The sequence below is a fragment of the Paraburkholderia terricola genome (assembly GCF_900142195.1).
Classification (GTDB): Bacteria; Pseudomonadota; Gammaproteobacteria; order Burkholderiales; family Burkholderiaceae; genus Paraburkholderia; species Paraburkholderia terricola.
Genome location: NZ_FRAB01000006.1, coordinates 42387 through 60831, shown reverse-complemented (window position 1 = coordinate 60831; position 18445 = coordinate 42387). Strand labels below are relative to the sequence as shown.

The 18445-nt window shown below is 65.8% G+C and carries 14 protein-coding genes; 8 read left to right on the top strand and 6 right to left on the bottom strand.

All coding sequences use genetic code 11. The annotated features are described in order from the left end of the window. Positions 1–39: 39 nt before the first annotated feature. Entirely contained in the window at positions 40–3558 is a 3519-nt protein-coding gene (gene smc / locus BUE39_RS07245) for a chromosome segregation protein SMC (RefSeq protein WP_073428106.1), read from the bottom strand. 165 nt (positions 3559–3723) lie between these two features. Continuing rightward, entirely contained in the window at positions 3724–4710 is a 987-nt protein-coding gene (locus BUE39_RS07240) for a DMT family transporter (protein ID WP_073427973.1), read from the bottom strand. 451 nt (positions 4711–5161) lie between these two features. On the opposite strand from BUE39_RS07240, the gene dapC reads away from it, so the two are divergent. From dapC to cls, 6 genes are all read left to right on the top strand, one after another. Further along, complete coding sequence (dapC, locus tag BUE39_RS07235; protein ID WP_073427972.1) at positions 5162–6379, top strand: succinyldiaminopimelate transaminase; 1218 nt, start codon at positions 5162–5164, stop codon at positions 6377–6379. Positions 6380–6443: 64 nt separating this feature from the next. After that, positions 6444–7271: a 2,3,4,5-tetrahydropyridine-2,6-dicarboxylate N-succinyltransferase gene (gene dapD, locus BUE39_RS07230; RefSeq protein WP_073427971.1), complete on the top strand. Its 828-nt coding sequence runs from the start codon at positions 6444–6446 to the stop codon at positions 7269–7271. After that, positions 7271–7636, top strand: a complete 366-nt coding sequence (locus tag BUE39_RS07225; protein ID WP_073427970.1) for an ArsC family reductase — start codon at positions 7271–7273, stop codon at positions 7634–7636. The genes dapD and BUE39_RS07225 overlap by 1 nt, the downstream gene beginning before the upstream one ends. Before the next feature lie 126 nt (positions 7637–7762). After that, positions 7763–8902, top strand: a complete 1140-nt coding sequence (dapE, locus tag BUE39_RS07220) for a succinyl-diaminopimelate desuccinylase (RefSeq protein ID WP_073427969.1) — start codon at positions 7763–7765, stop codon at positions 8900–8902. A 16-nt stretch (positions 8903–8918) separates the two neighbouring features. Beyond that, positions 8919–9803 (top strand): 50S ribosomal protein L3 N(5)-glutamine methyltransferase, encoded by an 885-nt coding sequence (gene prmB, locus BUE39_RS07215; protein ID WP_073427968.1) that lies wholly within the window; start codon positions 8919–8921, stop codon positions 9801–9803. A gap of 115 nt (positions 9804–9918) precedes the next feature. Then, positions 9919–11373 (top strand): cardiolipin synthase, encoded by a 1455-nt coding sequence (gene cls, locus BUE39_RS07210; RefSeq protein WP_073427967.1) that lies wholly within the window; start codon positions 9919–9921, stop codon positions 11371–11373. 85 nt (positions 11374–11458) lie between these two features. Here cls and BUE39_RS07205 read toward each other — a convergent pair whose 3' ends face one another. Beyond that, positions 11459–11938 carry a glutathione peroxidase gene (locus BUE39_RS07205; RefSeq protein WP_073427966.1) on the bottom strand — a complete coding sequence of 160 codons (480 nt, stop codon included), beginning with the start codon at positions 11936–11938 and terminating at the stop codon, positions 11459–11461. 138 nt (positions 11939–12076) lie between these two features. Here BUE39_RS07205 and BUE39_RS07200 point away from each other — a divergent pair, with 138 nt between their 5' ends. Together BUE39_RS07200 and BUE39_RS07195 are read left to right on the top strand one after the other, a co-directional pair. Further along, the gene (locus BUE39_RS07200) at positions 12077–14023 is read left to right on the top strand and encodes an ATP-binding cassette domain-containing protein (protein ID WP_073427965.1); all 1947 of its coding nucleotides are present in this window, start codon (positions 12077–12079) and stop codon (positions 14021–14023) included. A gap of 103 nt (positions 14024–14126) precedes the next feature. After that, on the top strand, positions 14127–15191 hold the full coding sequence (locus BUE39_RS07195; RefSeq protein WP_073428105.1) for a CaiB/BaiF CoA transferase family protein: 1065 nt from the start codon (positions 14127–14129) through the stop codon (positions 15189–15191). 104 nt (positions 15192–15295) lie between these two features. On the opposite strand, the gene BUE39_RS07190 is transcribed toward BUE39_RS07195, so the two are convergent. The 3 genes from BUE39_RS07190 to alr all read right to left on the bottom strand — a co-directional run bounded on the left by BUE39_RS07190 (position 15296) and on the right by alr (position 18332). Continuing rightward, positions 15296–15574, bottom strand: a complete 279-nt coding sequence (locus tag BUE39_RS07190; RefSeq protein WP_073427964.1) for a DUF2866 domain-containing protein — start codon at positions 15572–15574, stop codon at positions 15296–15298. 144 nt (positions 15575–15718) lie between these two features. Further along, a complete protein-coding gene (gene radA / locus BUE39_RS07185) occupies positions 15719–17095 on the bottom strand; it encodes a DNA repair protein RadA (RefSeq protein ID WP_073427963.1) in 1377 nt (458 codons plus the stop codon). A gap of 166 nt (positions 17096–17261) precedes the next feature. Next, positions 17262–18332: an alanine racemase gene (gene alr / locus BUE39_RS07180; protein ID WP_073427962.1), complete on the bottom strand. Its 1071-nt coding sequence runs from the start codon at positions 18330–18332 to the stop codon at positions 17262–17264. Positions 18333–18445 lie beyond the last annotated feature (113 nt).

The window sequence follows — 18445 nt, the reverse complement described above, 5'->3', positions numbered from 1 at the left end:
TGAACGCGGGCGCCCGCGATGCTCGACTCAAACGAAAACTCAAACGATATTCTGGGCGAAACCGGCAGCCGTTTCCATGTCGACGGCCACGATCCGCGAGACGCCCTGCTCCTGCATGGTCACGCCGATCAACTGCTGCGCCATTTCCATCGCGATCTTGTTGTGCGAGATGAACAGGAACTGGGTTTTGTCCGACATCGCGCGCACGAGGTTCGCGAAACGTTCCGTGTTGGCGTCGTCGAGCGGCGCGTCCACTTCGTCGAGCAGACAGAACGGCGCCGGATTCAACTGGAACATCGCGAACACCAGCGCGGTGGCGGTCAGCGCCTTTTCGCCGCCCGACAGCAGATGAATGGTCGAATTCTTCTTGCCCGGCGGCTGCGCCATGACCTGCACGCCGGCGTCGAGAATTTCGTCGCCGGTCATGATCAGCCTGGCCTGCCCGCCGCCGAACAGACGCGGGAACAGTTCGCCGAAATGACGGTTCACTTCGTCGAAGGTGCCTTGCAGGAGCGTGCGCGTTTCGCCGTCGATCTTGCGGATCGCGTCCTCGAGCGTTTCGATCGCGCTCGTCAGATCGGCCGATTGCGAGTCGAGGAACGACTTGCGTTCGGTCGCCGCTTTCAGTTCGTCGAGCGCGGCCATGTTGACCGGCCCGAGCGCCGTGATCGCGTTGTTGATGCGCGTGACCTCGCCTTGCAGGTACGACGGCTTCATGTCCGGCGTGAGCTTGGCTTGCAGTTCGGCTTCATCGACGCCGGCCGCGGCCAGTTGCTCGATGAACTGTTCGCCGTTCAGACGCGCGGCCTGTTCCTTCAACTGCAATTCGTTGATGCGGTCGCGCAGCGGCTGCAACGCGCGCTCGGCGGTGAGACGGGTTTCGTCGGCGGCGCGCAGCTTGGCGGTCAGATCGTCGAGTTCGAGACGCGCGGCGTGCAACGCTTCTTCCTTGACCGCGCGGATGTCGAGCGCGTCCTGCAGGCCGGTGTGCGCCGTTTGCTCGTTGATCGTTTCCAGTTCGGCGCGCGCGTCTTCCAGCGATGCCGCGACGCGCTCGCTCTGCTCATGCGCGACCTGAATGCTGCGCTTCAATTCGTCGATGCGATTCGCCATGTTGCGCGCGGCGAAACGGGCGTCGGTGGCGGCACGGTCGAGATCGCGCGATTGCGCGCGCGCGGCGGTGAGGGCTTCGTCGAGCGCCTCGAACGCCAGTTGATGATCCTCGAAGCGCGCCTGCAATTCGGCGAGTTCGCCGTCATGACGCTCGAAGTTCGCTTCCGACTCCGCCCGCAACGCGCGCTGCTCTTCGATCTGCGCGGTGATTTCCTCGAGCTCTTCGCGAATCTGCGTGCTGCGCTGGGTGTAGCGCTCGTGCGCCTGCGTGAGCTTGAGCACGTCCATCTGCAGCGCATGCACGCGCTGCGTCGCGCGTTCCGCCTGCTGACGCACGTCGCTCAGCGCCTGCGTGGCTTGCGTATGAGCCGCTTCGGCGCGGATCGCGGCGGCCTTCGCCTCGTCGGCGAGCAAAGCCTGCGCGCGCACCTGGCGCGCGAGGTTTTCGATTTCCTGCTGACGCGCCAGCATGCCGGCCTGTTCCGAATCGGCGGCATACAGTTGCACGCCGACGCGCGTCACCACGTGACCCGCCTTCACGACGAACGAGCCGCCTTCGGGCAATTGCGCGCGCATGGCGAGCGCCTGCTGCAGATCGTCGGCCATGAAGACGAGGCCGAGCCAGTCGTTCAGCACCGCGCGGATGCCCGCGTCGTCGATACGAACCAGCGACAACAGCGGCCGCAGCGTGGCCGACGCGGCCGCCGGCTGCCCGGCCAGCGGCGGCGCGTAGAACGCGAGCTTGGCGGGCGGCGCATCGGTTGCGAACGCTTTAACCCAGTCGAGATTCGATACTTCGAGCGCGGCGAGCCGTTCGCGCAGCACCGCTTCGAGCGCGGTTTCCCAACCGGCTTCGACGTGCAGCTTCTTCCAAAGACGCGGCAAGCCGCTCAGTTCGTGCTTTTCGAGCCACGGCTGGATCTTGCCTTCGGTCTGGACGTTTTCCTGCAATTGCTTGAGTGCGGCAAGGCGCGCGTCCAGTTGATGAATCTGCGCGCTTTCCGCCTGCACGCGCTCCTGCGCGGCACGCCGCTCGCCGTCGAGGCGCGGCAGTGTTTCGTGCGCGTCGGCGAGACGCGCCTGGGCGTCGTGCAGAATTTCTTCGTGCTCGGCGAGCTGCATGCGCAGGTCTTCGAGCTGCGCTTCGTCGGGTGCGTCGAGACCGCCCGCTTCGAGCTTCAGGCGCTCGTGACGCTGCTGCAACTGCTGCAATTGCTGATCGGCATTGCGCTGATGCGCGGCTTCGAGTTTCAACGCCTGTTCGGCCTGCGCGATTCCGCCGCGCTCGGCGTTCAACTCCGTCTGCGCGTCGCGCCAGCGCGCTTCGAGGGCGGGCATCGCGTCGTGCTTCGCAGCGGCTTCGTCTTCGGCGAGCGCGGCTTTTTCCTCGGCGACGGCCAGTTGCTCTTCCGCTTCTTCCAGATCGCCTTGCGCCTTTTCGGCTTGCGACTGCCACTGCTCGCGTTGCGCGGTGAGCGCGGCGATCTGCGCCTGCACGCGGTTGCGCGATTCGACGATGAACTTGATCTCGGCTTCGAGCCGGCTGACTTCGGCGTTCGCCTCGTACAGCGCGCCTTGCGCGCCCTGCATCGCGTCGCTGGCCGAGTAATGCGCGACGCGCAGCGTTTCCAGTTGCGCCTCGACTTCGCGCAGTTTGGCGGTTTGCGCCTCGAGGTCGATTTGCGCCTGTTCGATCGCGCGCTGCTGGCGCTCCTGCTCGCTGCCGGCTTCGTTCTTGCGCAACAGCCACAGGAGGCGCTGCTTCTCTTCGCCGTCGGCCTGCAATTCCTTGTAGCGCGTGGCGACGACCGCCTGCGCTTCCAGCTTCTCCAGATTCGCCCCGAGTTCGCGGACGATGTCCTCGACCCGCGTCAGGTTCTCGCGCGTATCGTGCAGACGGTTCTCGGTCTCGCGGCGACGTTCCTTGTACTTGGACACGCCCGCGGCTTCCTCGAGAAACACGCGCAGCTCTTCCGGCTTCGCCTCGATCAGGCGCGCGATCATGCCCTGCCCGATGATCGCGTAAGCGCGCGGCCCGAGGCCGGTGCCGAGGAAGATGTCCTGAATGTCGCGGCGGCGCGCCGGCAAATTGTTGATGTAGTAGCTCGAGGTGCCGTCGCGCGTGAGCACGCGCTTCACGGCGATTTCGGCATACTGGCCCCACTGGCCGGCGGCGCGGCCGTCGGCGTTGTCGAACACGAGTTCGACGCTGGCGCGGCTACCCGGCTTGCGCGCGGTCGAGCCATTGAAGATCACGTCCTGCATCGACTCGCCGCGCAGCTCGGAGGCGCGCGATTCGCCGAGCACCCAGCGCACGGCGTCGATGATGTTGGACTTGCCGCACCCGTTCGGCCCGACCACGCCAACTAGCTGGCCGGGAACCTGGAAATGCGTGGGATCGACGAATGACTTGAAGCCAGCGAGTTTGATCGAGGTCAGACGCACGGCGGATTCGCTGTTGGAAAAGGGAAAATAAAAAGTGGCTCGCGAGGGCCGCGCCTGCCGCGCGCCGAAGCAGCGAAACGGCAAAGGCTCGCGACACCCCGCAACGCCCTGCGATATGGGCGCTGAGCACGCGCTGTCCAACGTGCTTCAGCTAATGAGGGGCAATCATACCATCGCGCGTGGACGGTTTTTACCGTCCTTACGGTCTGTATCGGGATCGATGGCGGCGCTCACGTCCTGATTGGCGGGATCGGGCGGCAAAGCCCTCGTGCGATGCATCCAGCTCGACAGCGCGGACGCCAGCACGATGCACGCGCCGCCCGCCCATTCGCGCGGCCCCGGCGTCTCGCCGGCAAAAAGCCACGCGGAAAACGCCGTGACCACGAGTTCGAACAGCATGATGATCGAGGCCCGATTGGCCGGCACGCGCGCGAGCCCGTACTGCACCAGCATATTGTTCGACGCCAGCAGAAAGCCGAGGCCGAGCACCAGCAGCGCGGCGGTGCCGAGATGCGCGCCGGTGGGCGGCGCGGGCATGGCCTCGAACAACGACGCGCACGCGCCGAAAAGCGCCGCGCCGCCGAAGATCGTCGCGGTGCGCATTTCGGGCTTCATGTCGGGCAATACGCGGCTCGTCTTGAGGATCAGCACGTTGCTCATCGCGAAGCCCATGCCGCCCGCGAGGCCCGCCCATTCGGCGAGATTGCCGGGCACGGGAAGGCCGAGCCGGGGCGACCACAGCATCGTCATCGCGCCGGCCAGCGACAGCGCGGCGAGGCCCGCGCCCGGCCAGGTCAACCGTTCATGCAGGATGAAGTGCGCGAACAGCGCGGTCCATGCCGGGGTGAGATAGAACAGCAGCAACACGCGCATGACCTCGCCGTGGATCGAGCCCCACACGAAGCCGAGATTGGTGATGCCGGCCGCCAGCGCCAACGCCGGCAGCAGCCAATGCCAGCGCACCGTCTTGAGCGCGTGACGCCGCACCAGCAGCACGAACAGGCAGCCGGCGCCGCTCGTCAGCGCGCTCGCCGCCGTGCCGGTCACGCCGAGCGCCGCGAGCATGCGCAGTGGATACCAGATCATGCCCCACACCGAAGCGCCCAGCATGATCGCAAGCGTCGGCCAGCCGTGGCGAAGCCAGTTGGTCATGCCGCGCTCCTTGCGGAACCGCCGGCGGTGCTGCTGTTGGGGGCCGCGGGTTTATCGCGCCCGCTTCGTCCGAATGTCTCGAATGTCTTGACGACTGCTACGACCATTGCTGCTCCTGCTTCTTTCTTGCGCGAACCGTCGGCGGCTCGCGTCGTTCCCGCTGCGTCGCCTGCGCTGCGCCACCTGGCGGGCGGCGCGGCCAGCCGCTTGTCAGCGCTGCGCCGTGTCGTGAGAGGGCTGATGGGACCGCGAACGGCCACGCGCTACGCCATGCGCGCCACGCTATAATCATCCGCTCGCCGCCGTCCGTTTGGCTGCCGTCCCGCTGCTGTTTTACCGCCGTCCCGCTGCTGTCTGTCTCGCGCATTGGTCAGCGCTTTGCCGCCGGCGCGCGTGCCGGCATCTTCCTGCATCCGTCCACGCCCATCTTCGATCAGGCCCGAACCGTCCAGTGAACCCGCTCCTCGATTCCCTCCAGCCCTATCCGTTCGAAAAGCTGCGTGCGCTTTTCAAGGACATCACGCCGCCGGCCGGCCTCGCGCACATCAGCTTCGGCATCGGCGAGCCGAAACATCCCACGCCGGCGCTGATCCGCGACGCGGTGGTCGCCTCGCTCGGCGGCCTGGCCGCGTATCCGGCAACGATCGGCTCGCAGCCGCTGCGCGAGTCGATCGCGCAATGGGTCACGCAGCGCTACGACCTGCCGCCGGTCGACGCCGCCACCCAGGTGCTGCCGGTGTCGGGCTCGCGCGAGGCGCTGTTCGCCCTGGCGCAGACCGTGATCGACCCGCAACGCAATGCCGAAGGCGAGCCTGCGATCGTACTCTGTCCGAACCCGTTCTACCAAATCTACGAAGGCGCGGCGATTCTGGCCGGCGCGCAGCCGTACTTCGTGAACAGCGACCCGGCGCGCAACTTCGCCTGCGACTATTCGGCAGTGCCGGCCGACATCTGGGCGCGCACGCAACTGCTCTACGTATGCTCGCCGGGCAATCCGACCGGCGCGGTGCTCACGCTCGACGACTGGCGCGAACTGTTCGCGCTGTCGGACCGCTACGGCTTCGTGATCGCCTCCGACGAGTGCTACTCGGAAATCTATTTCGACGAAGCCCATCCCCCGCTCGGCGGCCTCGAAGCGGCGCACAAGCTCGGCCGCGGCTTCGAGCGGCTCGTGATGCTGTCGAGCCTGTCCAAGCGCTCGAACGTGCCGGGCATGCGCTCGGGCTTCGTGGCGGGCGACGCGGCGATCCTGAAAGCCTTCCTGCTCTACCGCACCTATCACGGCGCGGCCTTGTCGACGGTGTACCAGGCGGCCAGCATCGCCGCCTGGAACGACGAAGCGCACGTGCGCGAGAACCGCGCGAAATACGTGCGCAAGTTCGCCACCGTCACGCCGATGCTCGCCGAAGTGCTCGACGTGCGCCTGCCCGACGCCGCCTTTTATCTGTGGGCCGACGTCTCGCGCACGGGCCTTACGGATACCGGGTTCGCCCAGCGCCTGTACGCCGACTATAATGTGACGGTTCTGCCGGGCTCGTTTCTCGCGCGCACCGCGCACGGCGTGAACCCCGGCCGCAATTTCGTGCGCATGGCGCTCGTCGCCGACGTCGACGAATGCACCCAGGGCGCGCAACGGATCGTCGACTTTTGCCGCGCGCTCGCGGGTTGAGTTTGCTTTAACGCCCCCGCACCGCATCCCTTCTTCCGACTTCAACTCTTCAGAAAACACGCATATGTCGCAACAACTTCAGAGCATCATCGACACCGCCTGGGAAAACCGCGCCGAGCTGTCGCCGAAGGCCGCGCCGGCCGACGTGCGCGAAGCCGTCGCCCACGCCATCGAGCAACTGGACAAGGGCGCGCTGCGCGTCGCCGAGAAGAAGGACGGCGACTGGGTCGTCAATCAATGGCTGAAGAAAGCGGTGCTGCTGTCGTTCCGCCTGGAAGACAACGCGCCGATGCCGGCCGGCGGTTACTCGCAGTTCTACGACAAGGTGCCGTCGAAGTTCGCCAACTACACCGCTGAAGACTTCGCCGCCGGCGGCTTTCGCGTGGTCCCGCCGGCCATCGCGCGGCGCGGCTCGTTCATCGCGAGGAACGTCGTGCTGATGCCGTCGTACACCAACATCGGCGCCTATGTGGACGAAGGCTCGATGGTCGACACGTGGGCCACCGTCGGCTCGTGCGCGCAGATCGGCAAGAACGTTCACCTGTCGGGCGGCGTGGGCATCGGCGGCGTGCTGGAGCCGCTGCAGGCGAACCCGGTCATCATCGAGGACAACTGCTTCATCGGCGCGCGCTCGGAAGTGGTGGAAGGCGTGATCGTCGAGGAAAACTCGGTGATCTCGATGGGCGTGTACCTCGGCCAGAGCACCAAGATTTACGATCGCGAAACCGGCGAAGTGTCGTATGGCCGCATTCCGGCGGGCTCCGTGGTGGTGGCGGGCAACCTGCCGTCGAAAGACGGCTCGCATAGCCTGTACTGCGCCGTGATCGTCAAGAAGGTCGACGCCAGGACGCGCGCCAAGGTCGGCCTGAACGAGCTGCTGCGAGGCGATTGATGGCACGCGGCACCAAAACCGTCGTCTACGGCATCCCGAACTGCGACACCGTGAAGAAAGCCCGCGTGTGGCTGGAAGAGCACGGCGTCGAGTTCGAGTTCCACGACTTCAAGAAAGCCGGCGTGACCGAGCCGCTCGTGCAGGACTGGCTGAAGGACGTGAAGCTCGACGCGCTGCTGAACCGGCGCGGCACCACCTGGCGCGGCCTGGCCGACGACATGAAGGCGGCCGCCGATACCCAGTCGGGCGCGATCGCGCTGATGATCCACAAGCCCTCGGTGATCAAGCGGCCGGTGCTGGTGGTCAACGGTCGGGTCAAGTCGCTCGGTTTTTCCGCGGACGAATACGCAACGCTGTTTGCGTGAAGCCACGCCCGAACGCAACAAGAAGTCGACACGCGGCCTCGCCGCGTTGCCTGAAAGCCGTTGCCGGCTGCGGTGTTCAACCGCCAGCCGGCATTTTTTCATTTCCAAGTGGCTTGTACGAAATCCATGTCCGGCACCCTCGCCCTTACCGAACAACTCATCGCGCGCGCGTCCGTCACGCCCGACGACCAGCATTGCCAGCGCCTGCTGATCGAACGCCTGTCCGCCATCGGCTTCGAACACGAGACGATCGAATCGAACGGCGTGACCAACCTGTGGGCCGTCAAGCGCGGCGTCGACGGCACCGCGGGCAAGCTGCTCGCCTTCGCCGGCCACACCGACGTGGTGCCGACCGGCCCGCTCGAACAGTGGCGCTCGGCGCCGTTCGAGCCGACCCATCGCGACGGCAAGCTGTATGGCCGCGGCGCGGCGGACATGAAAACGTCGATCGCCGGCTTCGTGGTGGCGAGCGAGGAATTCGTCGCGGCCCACCCGTCGCATCGCGGCTCGATCGCGTTCCTGATCACGAGCGACGAGGAAGGCCCCGCCACCGACGGCACCGTCAAGGTGGTCGAGGCGCTGGAGGCGCGCGGCGAGCGCATGGACTACTGCATCGTCGGCGAGCCGACTTCGAGCGAACGGTTCGGCGACACGGTGAAGAACGGCCGGCGTGGCTCGATGTCGGGCAAGCTGGTCGTCAAGGGCGTGCAAGGCCACATCGCCTATCCGCATCTGGCGAAAAACCCCGTGCATCTGCTCGCGCCCGCGCTCGCGGAACTGGTCGCCGAACGTTGGGACGACGGCAACGAATACTTCCCGCCCACCACGTGGCAGGTGTCGAACATTCACAGCGGCACCGGCGCGACCAACGTGATCGCGGGCCACGCGGACGTGATGTTCAACTTCCGCTTTTCGACGGCCAGCACCGTGGAGGGTCTGCAGGCGCGCGTGCATGCGATCCTCGACAAGCACGGGCTCGAATACGATCTGCAATGGACCGTGAGCGGCCTGCCGTTCCTCACGCCGCGCGGCGACCTGTCGAATGCGCTCGCCAAGGCGATCGCGGATGAAACCGGCGTAAGCACCGAACTGTCGACCACCGGCGGCACCTCGGACGGCCGCTTCATCGCGCGCATCTGCAAACAGGTGGTCGAATTCGGTCCGCTGAACGCCAGCATCCACAAGATCGACGAACATATCGAACTCGCGCACATCGAGCCGCTGAAAAACGTGTACCGCCGCGTGCTCGAACAACTGATCGCCTGAACAAGGACTAATTGCGATGACGCTTCCGTTTTCCACTGTCCGCGACCTGCTGCGTTTCGCGGTGTCGCGCTTCAACCAGGCCGGGCTGTCGTTCGGCCACGGTTCGGCCAATGCTTACGACGAAGCCGCCTATCTGATCCTGCATACGCTGCATTTGCCGCTCGATCTGCTGGAGCCGTTTCTCGATGCGCGCTTGAGCGCGGCCGAAATCGACGCCGTGCTGAACGTGATCGAGCGCCGCGCCGCCGAACGCGTGCCGGCCGCGTACATCACGCAGGAAGCGTGGATGCACGGCTTTCGCTTCCACGTGGACGAGCGCGTGATCGTGCCGCGTTCGTTCATCGGCGAGTTGCTGCAGGACGGCCTGCAACCGTACGTGGAAGATCCCGAGCAGGTGAGCGCAGTGCTGGAACTGTGCACCGGCTCCGGCTGCCTCGCGATTCTCGCGGCGCATGCCTTTCCGAACGCCGATATCGACGCGGTCGATCTGTCGGCGCCCGCGCTGGAAGTCGCCGCGCGCAACGTCGCGGACTATAAGCTCGACGACCGCATCGCCCTTTTCGAAGGCGATCTGTACGCGCCGCTCGCCGAACGGCGCTACGACGTCATCATCAGCAACCCGCCTTACGTGAACGCGGCGTCGATGCGGGAGCTGCCCGCCGAATACAAGCACGAGCCGGACATGGCGCTCGCGGGCGGCGCCGACGGCATGGACGTCGTGCGCCGGATCATCGCCGACGCGCGCAACTGGCTCACCGAAAACGGCGTGCTCGTGATCGAGATCGGCAACGAGCGCCAGCACGTCGAGGCGGCGTTCGGCGGCCTCGATCTGGTATGGCTCTCCACCAGCGCCGGCGACGACAACGTGTTCCTGATCCAGGCCGCCGATCTGCCGGTGTAACGGTTTATCGCGGGCCGGGCGCGGCGGTCGGCTACGCTTGTCGCTCGCCGCGCGGCGCGTCTGAGTACACTCCCGGAAGTGACTCGGAGCGCGCTTTCCAATCCTTCGCCTGCCTATGCAATTCGACCTGCTTCACGTCGGCACGCTGGTCGCCCTCGCTCATATCCTGGGCGTCGTCGCGGCGTGCCACGCGATTCTGAATACCCGCACGTCGCAAGGCGCGATCGCGTGGGCCGTGTCGCTGGTCGCGATGCCTTATCTGACGCTGGTGCCCTACCTGTTCCTCGGCCGCAGCAAGTTCGCCGGCTATGCGGACGCGCGCCGCGTCGAAAACGAACTGCTGCGCGCACGCGCCCACCCGCCGGAGTGGGACGAGCAGGCTTCGTCCACGGGACTGCCCATGCAGGCGCTCGGCGCAAGGCTCGTGCATTCGCTCACGCGGCTCGGCGGCATGCCGTTTCTGCCGGGCAACTCGGTGCGCACGCTGGTGAACGGCACGGCGACCTTCGAGGCGATCTTCGAGGCGATCGAAAACGCGCGCCACTACGTGATCGTGCAGTTCTTCATCGTGCGCGCCGATGCGCTCGGCGAAATGTTCAAGGACGTGCTGATCGCGAAGGCGAAACAAGGCGTGCGCGTCTACTTCCTGTATGACAGCATCGGCAGCTTCGATCTGCCGCACCGCTACGTGGCGGCGCTAACCGCAGGCGGCGTGGAAATGCATCCGTTCGCCACCCATCGCCGGTTCGTAAACCGGCTGCAACTGAACTTTCGCAATCACCGCAAGATCGTTTCGGTGGACGGCGAGCGCGCGTTTGTCGGCGGCCATAACATTGGCGTCGAATATCTCGGCGCGAGGCCGCCGCTCTCGCCGTGGCGCGACACGCATATCGAGGTGCGCGGCCCCGCGGTCGCGAGCATTCAGTTCGTGTTCACCGAGGACTGGCACTGGGCGACCCAGCAATTGCCCGTGTTCGACATGCCCGCCGCGCCGGCGGCCGCCGAGCGCCCGGCCGGTCACGACATGCACTGCCTCGTGGTGCCGAGCGGCCCGGCCGACAAACAGGAGACCTGCTCGCTCTTTTTCGTCGAAGCGATCAACGCGGCGCGCGAACGGATCTGGATCACCACGCCCTATCTCGTCCCCGACGAAGCCGTGTTCGCGGCCTTGCGGCTCGCCGCGCTGCGCGGCGTGGACGTGCGCATCATGATTCCGTGCCGGCGCGATCACGTGGTCGTGTTCGAAGCCTCGAAGCTGTATGCGTACGACTCGCTACGCGCGGGTATCCGGATCTTTCGCTACCAGCCGGGCTTTCTGCATCAGAAGGTGGTGCTGATCGACAGCATGGCCGCCGCGATCGGCAGCGCCAATCTCGACAACCGCTCGTTCCGGCTCAACTTCGAGATCATGGTGCTGACCGTGGACCGCGGCTTCGCCGAAGAGGTTGAGGCGATGCTGCTCGAGGACTTCGCCGAATCGATCGAAATCGATCGCAACGAGTACCGGCATGCGAGCGCGCTGCGGCGCGTGTTGATGCACGTGGCGCGGCTGTTCGCGCCGATTCTCTAGCTGCGTTGCATTTGCGCCGGTTCCTTGCCTTACGCTCCGCGGCAACTCAAAGCGGCAACTCAACGCGGCAACTCAAAGCAGCCACTCAAAGCAGCTTCTCGATGTCCTCGGCAATCGCCTCGGGCTTGGTCAACGGCGCATAACGCTTGACCACCTCGCCGTCGCGGCCGATCAGGAACTTGGTGAAATTCCACTTGATCGCCTCGAGCCCCAGCAGGCCCGGCGCCTCGCCCGTCAGATAGCGGAATAGCGGATGCGCGTTCGCCCCGTTCACCTCGACCTTGTCGAACATCGGGAAGGTCACGCCGTAGTTCTTCTCGCAGAACGCGCCGATCTGCGCCGCGTCGCCCGGCTCCTGCTTGCCGAACTGGTTGCACGGAAAACCGAGCACCGTCAGCCCGCGCGCCGCGTAACCGTCGTACAGCTTCTGCAAGCCCGCGTATTGCGGCGTGAACCCGCATTCGCTCGCCGTATTGACGATCAGCAACACCTTGCCTTGATAGCGCTCGAGGTTCACTTCCTCGCCGCCCAGTGTGCGCGCCGAAAACGAATAGATCGATGTCATGGGCTCTCCCCTCTCTGAAAGCCGTCAGTCTATGCCAAAAGCCGTGCCGATACAGTCGGCCGAATGGCCGATGCCGCTTGAGCGCCCGGCGCCGGCCCCGGCGGTCTAAAATAGCGGTTTTCTTCAGCCGGCCTCTTCGTGATCCGCTTTAACCAGTTCAGCCTCGCGCGCGGCACCAAGCCGCTCTTCGACAACACCACGTTCACGCTCAACCCCGGCGAAAAAGCCGGCCTGGTGGGAGCGAACGGCGCGGGCAAGTCGACGCTGTTTGCCGTGCTGCTCGGCGAACTGCATGCGGACGGCGGCGATTTTTCGATCCCGCCCACCTGGCAGATCGCGCACGTCGCGCAGGAAACCCCCGCCGCAGACAAAACCGCGCTCGACTACACGCTCGACGGCGACGCCGCCTTGCGCGCGATCGAAGCGTGCATTGCCGAGGCCTCCGCCGCGCACGACGGCGCGGCCGAAGGCGAAGCGCACGCCGCGTTTGCGGACGCCGACGGCTACACCGCACCCGCGCGCGCCGAAGCCTTGCTGCTCGGCCTCGGCTTCACGCTCGAACAGACCCGCGAGCCGGTCAGCAGCTTCTCGGGCGGCTGGCGCATGCGGCTGAACCTGGCGCAGGCGCTGATGTGCCGTTCCGACCTGCTGCTGCTCGACGAACCCACCAATCACCTGGATCTCGACGCGATCATCTGGCTCGAAGACTGGCTGCATCGCTATCCCGGCACGCTGATCGTGATCTCGCACGACCGCGAGTTTCTCGATTCGGTCTGCAACGTCACGCTGCATCTGGAAAAACAGCAGATCAGGCGCTATGGCGGCAACTACTCGCAATTCGAAGTGCTGCGCGCGCAGCAGATCGCTTTGCAGCAGAGCGCGTATGAAAAGCAGCAGCGCACGGTCGAGCATCTGCAGAGCTACATCAACCGCTTCAAGGCGCAGGCCACCAAGGCGCGCCAGGCGCAAAGCCGCGTGAAGGCGCTGGAAAAGATGGAGCTGATCGCGCCCGCGCACGCGTCCTCGCCGTTCACGTTCGAATTCCGCACGCCCGATTCGGCGCCCAATCCGATGATGGTGATGGAAGACGTGCGCTGCGGCTATCGTAGCGACGGCATTGAGATTCCGATCGTCGATCATGTGATGCTGTCGATCCAGAACGGCCAGCGCATCGGCCTGCTCGGCGCGAACGGCCAGGGCAAGTCGACGCTGATCAAGACGCTCGCCGGCACGCTCGAAGCGCTCGGCGGCCAGGTGCGCGAAGGCAAGGGGCTGCGCATCGGCTACTTCGCGCAGCATCAGCTCGAAACGCTGCGCCCGGACGACACGCCGTTGCAGCACCTCGCGCGCCTCGCGCCCGATACGCGCGAACAGGAATTGCGCGACTTCCTCGGCAGCTTCAATTTTTCCGGCGAAATGGCGACCTCGAAGATCGCGCCATTCTCCGGCGGCGAAAAAGCGCGCCTCGCGCTGGCGCTGATCATCTGGCAAAAGCCGAACCTGCTGCTGCTCGACGAGCCGACCAATCACCTCGACCTCGAAACGCGCCACGCGCTCACCATGGCGCTCGCGCAGTTCGAAGGCACGCTGATTCTCGTGTCGCACGACCGGCATTTGCTGCGCGCCACCACCGATCAGTTCATGCTGGTCGCGAAACACCGCCTGCAGGAATTCGACGGCGATCTGGACGACTACCGCGACTGGCTGCTGCAACATGCCGCCGAACAGCGCGCGGCGCTCAAGGCGGGCAACGCATCCAGTGGTGCGAACGGTGCGGACAGTGCCGCCGACGGCGGCGTGAACCGCAAGGAACAGCGGCGCCTCGAAGCGGAGACGCGCCAAAAACTCGCGCACCTGAAAAAGCCGCTGCAAAGCCGCGTCACGAAGATCGAAAAGGAAATGGACGCGCTCAACGCGGAGAAGGCGGCGCTCGATGTGTTCGTCGTCGATCCGGCGAGTTATGAGCCCGAGCAGAAAAGCAGGCTGACGGAGGCAATCCGCCGTCAGGCAGACGTGAACGCACGCCTCGAAACGCTCGAAGCCGAATGGCTCGAGATTCACGAGGAACTCGAACAGATCGGCTAGCGGCACGCCGCTTGCGGTCCGCACCGGCATCGACGGGAGGTTGGCTTTGTCATCTGCGACATCATCCGGGGTGTCGTCCGGGCCGTCATCGGTGCCGCCCGCGCTGCAAGGCTTGCGCGTGCTCGACCTGACGCGCCTGCTGCCCGGTCCGGTCGCCGCGTTGCGGCTTGCCGAACTCGGCGCGGACGTGCTGAAGATCGAGGCGCCCGGCGCCGGCGACCCCACCCGCGCGATGATGCAGTCGTCGAGCGACCGCGTGGCCGGACGGCCCGGCGCGTTTTACCGGCTGGTGAATCGCGGCAAGCGCGAAACGCGCCTCGACCTCAAATCAGAGGCGGGACGCAACGTGTTGCGCGCGCTCGCCGCCGAAGCCGACGTGCTGATCGAGAGTTTTCGGCCAGGCGTGATGGAGCGCCTCGGCGTCGGCTATGAAACGCTGCGCGCGGCCAATCCCCGGCTCGTCTACTGCGCGATCAGCGGGTATGGCACGAGCGGCCCATTCGTCGACCATCCCGGCCACGACCTGAACTACATCGGCTATGCGGGCGTGCTCGATCAACTGGCGAGCCGCGACGGCACGCCGATCCTGCCGAATTTCCAGATCGCGGATCTGCTCGGCGGCGCGCTGAGCGCGGTCACGCAGATTCTCGCCGCGTTATGGCACGTGTCGCGCGGCGGCGCGGGCCGCTTCATCGACGTATCGATGGCGCACGTCACGCATGCGCATAACATCGTCGCGCAAGTCGGGCTCGTCAATGACGGCGCCGCGCCGGCAGCCGGCGGCGGTCTGCTGAATGGCGGGGTGCCCTGCTACAACCTGTACCGCACGCTCGATAACCGCTGGCTCGCGGTCGGCGCGCTCGAACTGAAGTTCTGGGAAACGCTGTGCATGGCGCTCGACCGGCCCGAATGGGCGACGCGCCACTGGAGTCTCGGCCAGGCGATCGGCGGCCCGGACGCCGCCGCGCTAACGCAGGAACTCGCCGACATGATCGGCAAGCGTGCGCTGGAGGAATGGGTGCGGTTGCTGGAGCCGCTCGGCTGCTGCGTGTCGCCGGTGCTGACGCCGGCGGAAGCCGCGCGGCACCCGCTGTTCGATCCGCAAGCTCTCGCGGCGGCGAGCGGCGGCGAAAACGAAGCGGAAGCCGACGACCGGTTTATCGGTTGAACGGAGCGTTCGACCGGCGTGAGGCAAAAGCCAGGTCGACCGGCTCGGCAGTCATGCAGCGCTTACCACCGCGCAGTTCAGGCAAACGCCGCTGCCCCGAACCATCAGCGCCGTGCCGGCGTCTGCCGCGGCAAGGTCTGACGCGGTGTCTTTTCATCGTCGTACAGCAGATGCTTGCGGCCTTCCACGTGACGATTGATCGTGGCTCGCACCTCGGCGGCCGTGGCGTGCTCGGCGACCACGCCCCGCGAAATCTGCCCCGCCGTATCGATCCATTCGACGATCCGGCAAGCACCGCCCCAAGGCTGGCGAATAGGCTCGGAGACGCGGCAACCGCGCACCTGCATCGGCCGCTCGGCCACGGTTTCATATGACTGTTTCAAGGCGCGATCCTTTTTCGGGCATCAGAAGGGATGCAATATCCCCGCAGCTTAGGAAAAAGGAATGTCCGATGGGTTACAACCAATATGGAGATATTTACCGCGCATTACGGGTCGCGCCAGCGCGCACGGGCGCGCAAGCCCCGTCTATTCGAGCGTGCGAACCCGGTCGATAGCCTGTTCGATACGCTCGACCGCAACGACCTGTAAGCCTTCGATCGGCTGCTTCGGCGCATTGGCCTTCGGAATGACCGCGACGGAGAAGCCCAGTTTGGCGGCTTCCTTCAGCCGCTCCTGACCGCGCGGCGACGGCCGGATCTCGCCGGCCAGCCCCACTTCCCCGAATACGACGAGTCCCTTGGGCAGCGGTTTGTTGCGCATCGACGAATGAATCGAGAACAGCACGGCCAGGTCGGCGGCGGGCTCGCTGATCTTCACGCCGCCCACCGCGTTGAGGAACACATCCTGATCGAAACAGGCAATGCCGGCGTGCCGATGCAGCACGGCCAGCAGCATTGCGAGCCGGTTCTGCTCGAGGCCCACCGCGAGCCGCCGCGGGTTCGGCGCGTTGGCCGAATCCACCAGCGCCTGCACCTCGACCAGCAACGGCCGCGTGCCCTCCTGCGTGACCAGCACGCACGAACCCGGCACCGACTGCTCATGCTGCGACAGAAACAGCGCCGACGGATTGGCGACGCCGCGCAGGCCGCGCTCGGTCATCGCGAACACGCCCAGTTCGTTGACCGCGCCGAAGCGGTTCTTGATCGCGCGCACCAGCCGGTACGACGAATGCGTGTCGCCCTCGAAGTACAGCACCGTGTCGACGATATGTTCGAGCACGCGCGGCCCCGCGAGCGCGCCTTCCTTGGTCACGTGGCCGACCATGATGATCGTGGTGCCCGTCTGCTTGGCGATCCGCGTCAATTGCGCCGCGCATTCGCGAACCTGTGCGACCGAGCCGGGCGCGGAAGTCAGCGCATCGGAATAAACGGTCTGAATCGAATCGATCACGGCGACGTCGGGCCGTTGCTCGGCGATCGTCGCCTGGATTTTTTCGAGCTGGATTTCCGCGAGCAGTTGCAGCTCGCTCGCCTTCGAGCCGGGCTCCAGCAACGAAAGCCGCTGCGCGCGCAACGCGATCTGCGCGGCCGATTCCTCGCCGCTGATATACAGCGCGCGTTTGTGCGCAGCGATTTCCGCGAGCGATTGGAGCAGCAGCGTCGATTTGCCGATGCCCGGATCGCCGCCGATCAACACCACGCCGCCCGGCACCAGGCCGCCGCCCAGCACGCGGTCGAATTCGCTCACGCCAGTGGAAAAGCGCGGCACGTCGGACGCCTCGATGTCGGCGAGACGCCGCACGGGCGCGCTCTTCGCGAGCGACTGGAAGCGGTGGGTGGACGGCGTTTCCGCGACCGATTCCACCAGCGTGTTCCATGCATTGCATGACGGGCATTGACCGGCCCATTTCGGCGATTGCCCGCCGCATTCACTGCAGATGTACAACGTCTTCGGTTTAGCCACGCGCGATTGCCTGTATTGCTGTTCTTGGGAGGGTGGGCTCGGTGAGGAGAGTTCGGCGAGTGATTGGTCGGCAACCCATGCGGCCACCGAGCCGATATACGCGGACCGCCATTGGCGGCTCGCCCGTCGGTGTGCAAACGCCGCACGCGCTACCGGAAGAAACCGCCTACTCGGCGCGCACCTGCACGCGCGGCGCCACCGCGCACATCAGCTCGTAGCCGATCGTGCCGCATGCCTGCGCGACGTCGTCGATCGGCAGCGAGGCGCCCCACAACTCGACGCGCGAGCCGACGTTGGCGGTCGGGATCGGCGTCAGGTCGACCGTGAGCATGTCCATCGAGACGCGCCCGACGACCCGCGTGCGCACGCCGTCGACGATCACCGGCGTGCCTTCCGGGGCGATGCGCGGATAGCCGTCCGCGTAGCCGCAGGCCACCACGCCGATGCGCATCGGCGCGCGCGCCTTGAACAAGGAGCCGTAGCCGACCGTCTGGCCTTCGCCGATGGTTTGCACGGCGATCAATTCCGAACTGAGCGTCATGGCCGGCTGCAGCCCGGTGCCCGCGATCGCGGCCGTCACGCCCGAGGGCGACGCGCCGTACAGAATGATGCCCGGACGCACCCAGTCGAAGTGCGTTTCGGGATGCCACAGCGTGGCCGCCGAATTGGCGAGGCTGCGCGCGCCGGCGATGCCTTGCGCGCCGCGCTCGAAGGCGTCCATCTGATGCGCGACGCCGCGTTCGCCGTCGGCGTCCGCGAAGTGGGTCATCAACGTGATCTGGCCGACGCCCTGGCAGGCGCGCGCGCGCTCCCATGCGGCGCGGAATTTTTCCGGCGTGTAGCCGAGGCGGTTCATGCCGCTGTTCATCTTCAACTGGATGTTGACGGGCTTGGAGAGGCGCGCCATTTCAAGCATGCGCAACTGTTCGTCCGAGTGCAGCGCCGTGGTCAGGCTGTAGCGGTCGATCACGTCGATATCGGTCGGACGAAAAAAGCCTTCGAGCAATAAAATTGGGCCGGCCCACCCTAATTCACGCAACTTCACGGCTTCTTCGAGGTCCAGCAACCCGAAGCCGTCGGTTGCGCGCAGGCCCGGAAAAGCGCGCGCGAGGCCGTGCCCGTAAGCGTTCGCCTTCACGACGGCCCAGATCTTCGACTTTGGCGCGTAGCGCCGGGCGACGGCGAGGTTATTGGCGAGTGCGGAGGTATGAATCGTGGCTGAGAGGGGGCGCGGCATGGGATATTTTCGTAAAGACGCTTGCGAATCAGCGGCTTACAGGGCGTTTTCAATGCCAGTCCGCCGCTGGGCGGTGCGATCAAGGATTCTGCTAGTCCGAATCCATCTATTTT

Excerpts from the sequence above, each read along its gene's own strand:
- dapE (WP_073427969.1), top strand. The coding sequence starts at position 7,763 with ATGTCCGGCACCCTCGCCCTTACCGAACAACTCATCGCGCGCGCGTCC.
- BUE39_RS07225 (WP_073427970.1), top strand. The coding sequence starts at position 7,271 with ATGGCACGCGGCACCAAAACCGTCGTCTACGGCATCCCGAACTGCGAC.
- alr (WP_073427962.1), bottom strand. The coding sequence starts at position 18,332 with ATGCCGCGCCCCCTCTCAGCCACGATTCATACCTCCGCACTCGCCAAT.
- prmB (WP_073427968.1), top strand. The coding sequence starts at position 8,919 with ATGACGCTTCCGTTTTCCACTGTCCGCGACCTGCTGCGTTTCGCGGTG.
- dapD (WP_073427971.1), top strand. The coding sequence starts at position 6,444 with ATGTCGCAACAACTTCAGAGCATCATCGACACCGCCTGGGAAAACCGC.
- BUE39_RS07240 (WP_073427973.1), bottom strand. The coding sequence starts at position 4,710 with ATGACCAACTGGCTTCGCCACGGCTGGCCGACGCTTGCGATCATGCTG.
- cls (WP_073427967.1), top strand. The coding sequence starts at position 9,919 with ATGCAATTCGACCTGCTTCACGTCGGCACGCTGGTCGCCCTCGCTCAT.
- BUE39_RS07205 (WP_073427966.1), bottom strand. The coding sequence starts at position 11,938 with ATGACATCGATCTATTCGTTTTCGGCGCGCACACTGGGCGGCGAGGAA.